A 5,835-nucleotide genomic window follows, 5' to 3' on the forward strand; every position below is an offset into this window, starting at 1 on the left:
CGACCTGCGTGGACGGTCGCTGCTGCTGCTTCTGGCGGGCGCCGCGGCCGGCCTTCTCGCCGGGCGCGGTGCGCATGCCGGGGGGCGTCATCGTCGGCGCCTTGCTGGCCAGCGGCCTGCTGCACCTCACCGGCCTGTCCACCGCCACGCTGCCGCCGACGCTGCTGGTTCCCGCCTTCGTGGTGCTGGGGTGCAATGTCGGCGTCCGGTTCCGCGGCACGAGCCTCCACACGGTGCGCGAGATGACGCTGGTCTCGGTGGTCGCCTTCGTGGTGGCCGCGTCCATCTCGGCGGTGTTCGCGCTGATCGCCGCGCTCGCCACCCACGACGATCCGGGCAAGCTGCTCACCGCCTTCGCGCCGGGGGCGCTGGAGGCGATGACGGCGCTCGGCTTCGCGCTCGGCTACGACCCCGCTTTCATGAGCGCGCACCATTTGTTCCGCTTCGCCGGCCTCTCGGTGGCGCTGCCGGTGCTGGCACGCCTGCTGTTCGCGGTGCGGGAGGGGAAGTAAGCGACGCCGTCCATCCCCCGCGCGGCTTTTCCCATGGTCAAGTTTGCTGTTTCGCGCCATAAGGATGGCCTGCGCAGGAGTTCCCCCATGCACCTGTTGGACGACGTCGCCCTTCTCTTCGGCCGGCTGTTCATGGCCGCCCTGTTTCTGCCCTCCGGCATCCAGAAGGCCACCAACATCTCCGGCATCACCGGCATGCTCACGAGCAAGGGCCTGCCCTATCCGAGCACGCTCGCGATCCTCGCCGTGATCATCGAGATCGCCGCGCCGGTGGCGCTGATCCTCGGCATCGCCTCGCGGCTCACCGCGATCCTGCTGATCGGCTTCACGGTCGTGGCGACCCTGACGGCGCACGCCTTCTGGCTGATGCCCGAGGCGGTCCAGCCGGCGCAGCAGATCCAGTTCTTCAAGAACCTCGCCGTCATCGGCGGGCTGCTGTTCTATTTCGCCAGCGGGCCGGGCGCCATCTCGCTGGAGCGTCAGGTCGGCCACCGCAACTGACGCCGGCCGAAGGCGGGGCGCGGGGTCAGCCGTAGCGGTGCAGCCCCGCCCCGTTGTGGCGCAGCCACGCCTCCGCCTCGGCGCGGCGCGGGAAGATGGTCTCCACCAGCCGCCAGTAGCGCGGCCCGTGGTTCATTTCCAGCCGGTGGGCCACCTCGTGCGCGGCGAGATAGTCGAGCACGAAGGGCGGCGCCATGATGAGCCGCCAGGAGAAGGAGAGGTCCCCCTTCGCCGAGCAGGACCCCCAGCGGCTTGCCGTGTCGCGCAGGGTGATGCGGCCCACCTCCACCTTGAGCGCCGCCGCATGGCGGCGCACCGCCTTCATCAGCTCCGCGCGGGCCTCCCGCTTGAGATGGTCGCGCACCCGGCGGGAAATGTGCGGCGCCTCGCCGCAGACGCAGAGCATCGGCAGTCCGCCGCTGGCGGGCGCGGCCCACACGGTGCCACGCGCCTCGGGCCGGTGGACGATGAGGTGCGCTTCGCCCCGCACCGGAATGACCGCCCCGGCCTCGAACGGCACCATCTCCGGCAGCCGCACCAGCCGCACGCGCACCCATTCGCGATGGCGCTCGACGAAATTCCGCGCCGCGGAAAGCGGGACGTGGGGCGGGGCGGTCAGCGTCACGTCACGCGCCACGGCGCGCACGCGCAGGGTCAGCCGCTGGGCCTTCGGGTGCCGGCGGACCGTCACGGCCAGAGGCTCTCCATCGAGCAGCAGCTCGATGGATTCGATTGCGCCCCGTGGCGGGGTCTTCCGATCCTGGCGGCGGAACAGCATGGCGATCGTTCTGGAGATGTTCGCAGCCGCATCTTCGCCAAAAACCACGTTCCCGGCTACCCCTCCCGTAAGCGTCGCCCACACGCAAGACAGCATGCGGCCTGAAAAAGCTGCGAAACGCTTTCCAAACTGTTGAGGAAGCAGGGCTGCGGGCGGGCCGGACGGATCAGGCGGGCAGCAATCTACGGATGATGCCTGTCAAATGGCCCGTCCCGGCTTGGAGAGCGCCCCGGCGAGGTGCCGGGACCGTTGTCTTTATTGGCGTCGTCCTTGGCGCCGCCGCGCCGCCGCGCGCCTCAGCTGGAGGCGCGCGGGAGTGGAGCGGCGTGAACGTTGGGCGGAAAGCCGAACACGTCGGTCTCCGCCGGAAGGTCGCCCTGCGGCTCCGGCGCCGGACGGCGCGGGGCCGGCGTGCGCACGGCTCCGGCCGGCACCTCCTGGGAGAGGATGAAGTCGGAGATGCGTGGGGCGATCTCGGAGCGGAAGCGCGAGCCGTTGAACACGCCGTAATGGCCCACCCCCGGCTGCTCCCAATGGGCGCGCTTGTCCTCGGGAATGCGCGGGCACAGGGCATGGGCGGCCTTGGTCTGGCCGATGCCGGAAATGTCGTCCTTCTCGCCTTCCACGGTCATCAGCGCCACCCGATGCACCGCCGAGGGATCGACGCGCTGGGAATGGTGCATGATCTCGCCCTTGGGCAGAGCGTGGGTGATGAACACGTTCTCCACCGTGTCGAGATAGAAGTCGGCGGTGAGGTCCATGACGGCGAGATACTCGTCGTAGAATTCGCGGTGCTTCTCCGCCGAATCGCCATCGCCCTTCACCAAATGGCGGAACAGGTCCCAATGGGCCTGCAGATGGCGGTCAAGGTTCATGCTCATGAAGCCGTTGAGCTGCAGGAAGCCGGGATAGACCTCCCTGAGCGCGCCGGCGTGAGGCCAAGGCACCTGGGTGATGACGTTGCGCCGGAACCAGTCGATGCCGCGGTCCTGGGCCATCGCGTTGACGGCGGTGGGCGCCTCGCGGGTGTCGATGGGCCCGCCCATGAGGATCATGGACTTGGGGACGTAGGGGTCCTCCTCCTGCTCCATGCGGGCGACCGCCATCAGCACCGGCACCGCCGGCTGGCACACCGCCATCACGTGGCAGTCGCCGCCCATGCGGTGGAAGATGGAGATCAGGTAGTCCACATAGTCCGACAGGCCGAAGCGGCCCTCCGCCAGCGGCACCATCTTGGCGTCCACCCAGTCGGTCACGAACACGTCGTGGGTGGGCAGCATGGCCTCGACCGTGCCGCGCAGCAGGGTGGCGTAGTGGCCCGAGACCGGCGCCACCACCAGCAGGCGCGGCTGCGGCCGGCGCGGGGGATGGTCGAAGGCGCGCTCGAAATGCAGGAGATTGCAGAACGGCCGCGACCACACCGTGTTGATGTGGACCGGCACCTTCATGGCGCCCACGGTGGTGTGGGTGATGCCCCAGTCCGGCTTGCCGTAGCGCCGGGTGGTGCGCTCGAACAGCTCGCAGGCCGCCGCCATCGACTTGCCGATGGTGGTGTGCGACACCGGATTGATGGGGTTCTTCAGGAACATCCGGCTCGCGTCCGCCATGGCGCGCGAGGGATTGAGCGCAGCGTGGCCCATCTCGTAGAGCCAGTAGAGCGGCGTCGACAGGCCAATCGATTGGTCGGCAGCTTCGTCACGCCGGTGAATTCACCGATGGCCATGGACCAACCTCGCCAAATGGGATCGGGGACCCTCCCCCTTGTCCTGGGCTGGGTCAACGCCGACGAAAGGATAGGGGTCCATATCAATGTGGCGATATGGCCCCGATGTCACACTCCAAGGCACCCCGATATGGGGTGGGAGGTAAAAGCGAATGATGCCCGCGCTTGCTGCGTCGCAGCACGGCCGCTCCGTGGGACTGCGGCTCGACACCCTGATTCGGCTGCGCTGGCTCGCCGTGGCGGGCCAGACGGCCGCGCTCGTGGTGGTCAACCTGGTCCTGGGCTTCGATCTGCCCATCGCGCCTTGCCTCGCGGCGGTGTCCCTGTCGGTGCTCCTGAACGTCTTCCTACGGATCAAGTATCCGCTCGCCCGGCGGCTCGGCGACGGAGCGGCGGGGCCGCTGCTCGCCTATGACGTCCTTCAGCTCACCGCTCTGCTCTATCTCACGGGCGGGCTTAAGAATCCGTTCGTGCTGCTCTATCTGGCCCCGGTCATGATCTCGGCCACCGGCCTGTCCTGGGGCACCACGGTGATGCTCGGGGCGCTGGCGGTGGCCTGCGCCGGGGCGGTCGGCCTCTATGCCTGGCCGCTGCCCTGGGGCGGTCCGGACGCACCGGTGCTGCCCGATCTCTATCTCGCCGGCGTCTGGGTCTCGCTGACCGTGGCGGTGGGCTTCATCGGCCTGCATTCCTGGCGCGTGGCGGAGGAGGCGCGCGAACTCGGCGACGCGCTCGCCGCCACCGAGCTGGTGCTCGCCCGCGAGCAGCATTTGTCCGCCATCGACGGCCTCGCCGCCGCCGCGGCCCACGAACTGGGCACGCCGCTCTCCACCATCGCCCTCGTGGTGAAGGAGATGGAGCGCTCTATGACGCCGGACGATCCCCATGCCGAGGACGTGGCGCTGCTGCGCGAGCAGGCGAAGCGCTGCCGCGACATCCTCCAGACGCTCACCTCGCTGCAGGCGGGCGACGCCCCGTTCGACCGCATGCCGCTGCGCCTGCTGCTGGAGGAGGTGGTGGAGCCGCACCGCAATTTCGGCATCACCATCGCCATCGACGTGCCGGACGACCCGGACGCGCCGGTGATCGCGCGCAATCCCGGCCTCATCTACGGCCTCGGCAACCTGGTGGAGAACGCGGTGGACTTCGCCGCCGAGCGGGTCGAGATCCATGCCCAGTGGAGCGCCACGGGGCTGGAGATCGTCCTGCGCGACGACGGTCCCGGCTTCGCGCCGGAGGTGATTGCTCGCATCGGCCAGCCCTACGTCACCTCCCGGGCGCGCGACCGGCAGGACCCGGACGGGGAGAGCGGCCTCGGCCTCGGCTTCTTCATCGCCAAGACGCTCCTGGAGCGCACCGGGGCGGCGCTGACCTTCGCCAACCGGGCGCCGCCGCAGACCGGCGCGCTCATCACCGTGTCCTGGCCGCGCGCGGCGCTGGCCATAGAAGTGGAAAGAGGCGCGACAGATCGACGCGGCCTGAGCTATTCTACGTCCAAAGAAGCGTAAAAGTCCGGGAAAATTGACGGTATGCGGAGAGCCATCGGCGAGCGGCTCGCAGATTCGAGGATTTGAGCGATGAACGATGTGACGCCCCCCGAGGTGGGAGAAGAGCGGTCGGTCCTGATCGTCGATGACGACCGTCCGTTCCTCCAGCGCCTGGCGCGGGCCATGGAGGCGCGCGGCTTTGCCGTCGCCACCGCCGAGACCGTGGCCGAGGGCCTCGCCCGGGTCGAGGCCGGCGCTCCCGCTTATGCGGTGGTGGACATGCGGCTCGGCGACGGCACCGGCCTCGACGTGATCTCGGCGCTCAAGAAGCACCGGCCCGGCGCCCGCGCCATCGTGCTCACCGGCTACGGCAACATCGCCACCGCCGTCACCGCGGTGAAGCTCGGCGCGGTGGACTATCTCGCCAAGCCGGCCGATGCGGACGACGTGGTGGCCGCTCTGTTCGCCACCGGCGACCACAAGCCGATCCCGCCGGAAAACCCCATGTCCGCAGACCGGGTGCGGTGGGAGCACATCCAGCGGGTCTACGAACTGTGCGGGCGCAACGTGTCGGAGACCGCGCGCCGGCTTTCCATGCACCGCCGCACCCTGCAGCGCATCCTCGCCAAGCGCGCGCCGCGCTGAGTCGGGCGCCGCCGGGCACTGATCCGGCGCGCCGGCGTTCCCGTAGGGAAGGCGGCCCGACGCCGGCCTGCGCAACCGGGAGCTTCGCCATGCGTGCCTCATCCAGAGCCGGGCTCGCGCTCGGCCTCGCCTTCGCCTCCGGCCTGCCGTTCGCCGCGCCGCCGCCGCTGACCGGCTCGACGGACTGCG

The 5,835-nt window shown here is 69.7% G+C and carries 6 protein-coding genes; 4 read left to right on the forward strand and 2 right to left on the reverse strand.

Annotation, left to right across the window (positions count from 1 at the left end):
- Window positions 1-512: AbrB family transcriptional regulator (locus AC2W7M_RS18465; protein ID WP_486133911.1), on the forward strand; the 512-nt coding region annotated here is incomplete at its 5' end.
- 87 nt (window positions 513-599) lie between these two features.
- Window positions 600-1,013, forward strand: coding sequence for a DoxX family protein (locus tag AC2W7M_RS18470; RefSeq protein ID WP_486133913.1), 414 nt, complete (start codon window positions 600-602; stop codon window positions 1,011-1,013).
- Between the two features lie 25 nt (window positions 1,014-1,038).
- On the opposite strand, the gene AC2W7M_RS18475 is transcribed toward AC2W7M_RS18470, so the two are convergent.
- Complete coding sequence (locus AC2W7M_RS18475) at window positions 1,039-1,791, reverse strand: M48 family metallopeptidase (RefSeq protein WP_486133919.1); 753 nt, start codon at window positions 1,789-1,791, stop codon at window positions 1,039-1,041.
- Between the two features lie 296 nt (window positions 1,792-2,087).
- Window positions 2,088-3,431 (reverse strand): polyhydroxyalkanoate depolymerase, encoded by a 1,344-nt coding sequence (locus AC2W7M_RS18480; RefSeq protein WP_486133915.1) that lies wholly within the window; start codon window positions 3,429-3,431, stop codon window positions 2,088-2,090.
- A gap of 235 nt (window positions 3,432-3,666) precedes the next feature.
- Between AC2W7M_RS18480 and AC2W7M_RS18485 the strand changes: the two genes are divergently transcribed.
- Both AC2W7M_RS18485 and AC2W7M_RS18490 read left to right on the forward strand, forming a co-directional pair.
- Window positions 3,667-5,022, forward strand: a complete 1,356-nt coding sequence (locus tag AC2W7M_RS18485) for an ActS/PrrB/RegB family redox-sensitive histidine kinase (RefSeq protein WP_486133916.1) — start codon at window positions 3,667-3,669, stop codon at window positions 5,020-5,022.
- Between the two features lie 69 nt (window positions 5,023-5,091).
- The gene (locus AC2W7M_RS18490; protein WP_121624081.1) at window positions 5,092-5,646 is read left to right on the forward strand and encodes an ActR/PrrA/RegA family redox response regulator transcription factor; all 555 of its coding nucleotides are present in this window, start codon (window positions 5,092-5,094) and stop codon (window positions 5,644-5,646) included.
- Window positions 5,647-5,835 lie beyond the last annotated feature (189 nt).

It is taken from the genome of Xanthobacter sp. BG11Y11_SDJG (assembly GCF_057364445.1).

Coding starts and splice junctions, on each gene's coding strand:
- AC2W7M_RS18470 (WP_486133913.1), top strand. CDS start 600: ATGCACCTGTTGGACGACGTCGCCCTTCTCTTCGGCCGGCTGTTCATG.
- AC2W7M_RS18475 (WP_486133919.1), bottom strand. CDS start 1,791: ATGCTGTTCCGCCGCCAGGATCGGAAGACCCCGCCACGGGGCGCAATC.
- AC2W7M_RS18480 (WP_486133915.1), bottom strand. CDS start 3,431: ATGGGCCACGCTGCGCTCAATCCCTCGCGCGCCATGGCGGACGCGAGC.
- AC2W7M_RS18485 (WP_486133916.1), top strand. CDS start 3,667: ATGATGCCCGCGCTTGCTGCGTCGCAGCACGGCCGCTCCGTGGGACTG.
- AC2W7M_RS18490 (WP_121624081.1), top strand. CDS start 5,092: ATGAACGATGTGACGCCCCCCGAGGTGGGAGAAGAGCGGTCGGTCCTG.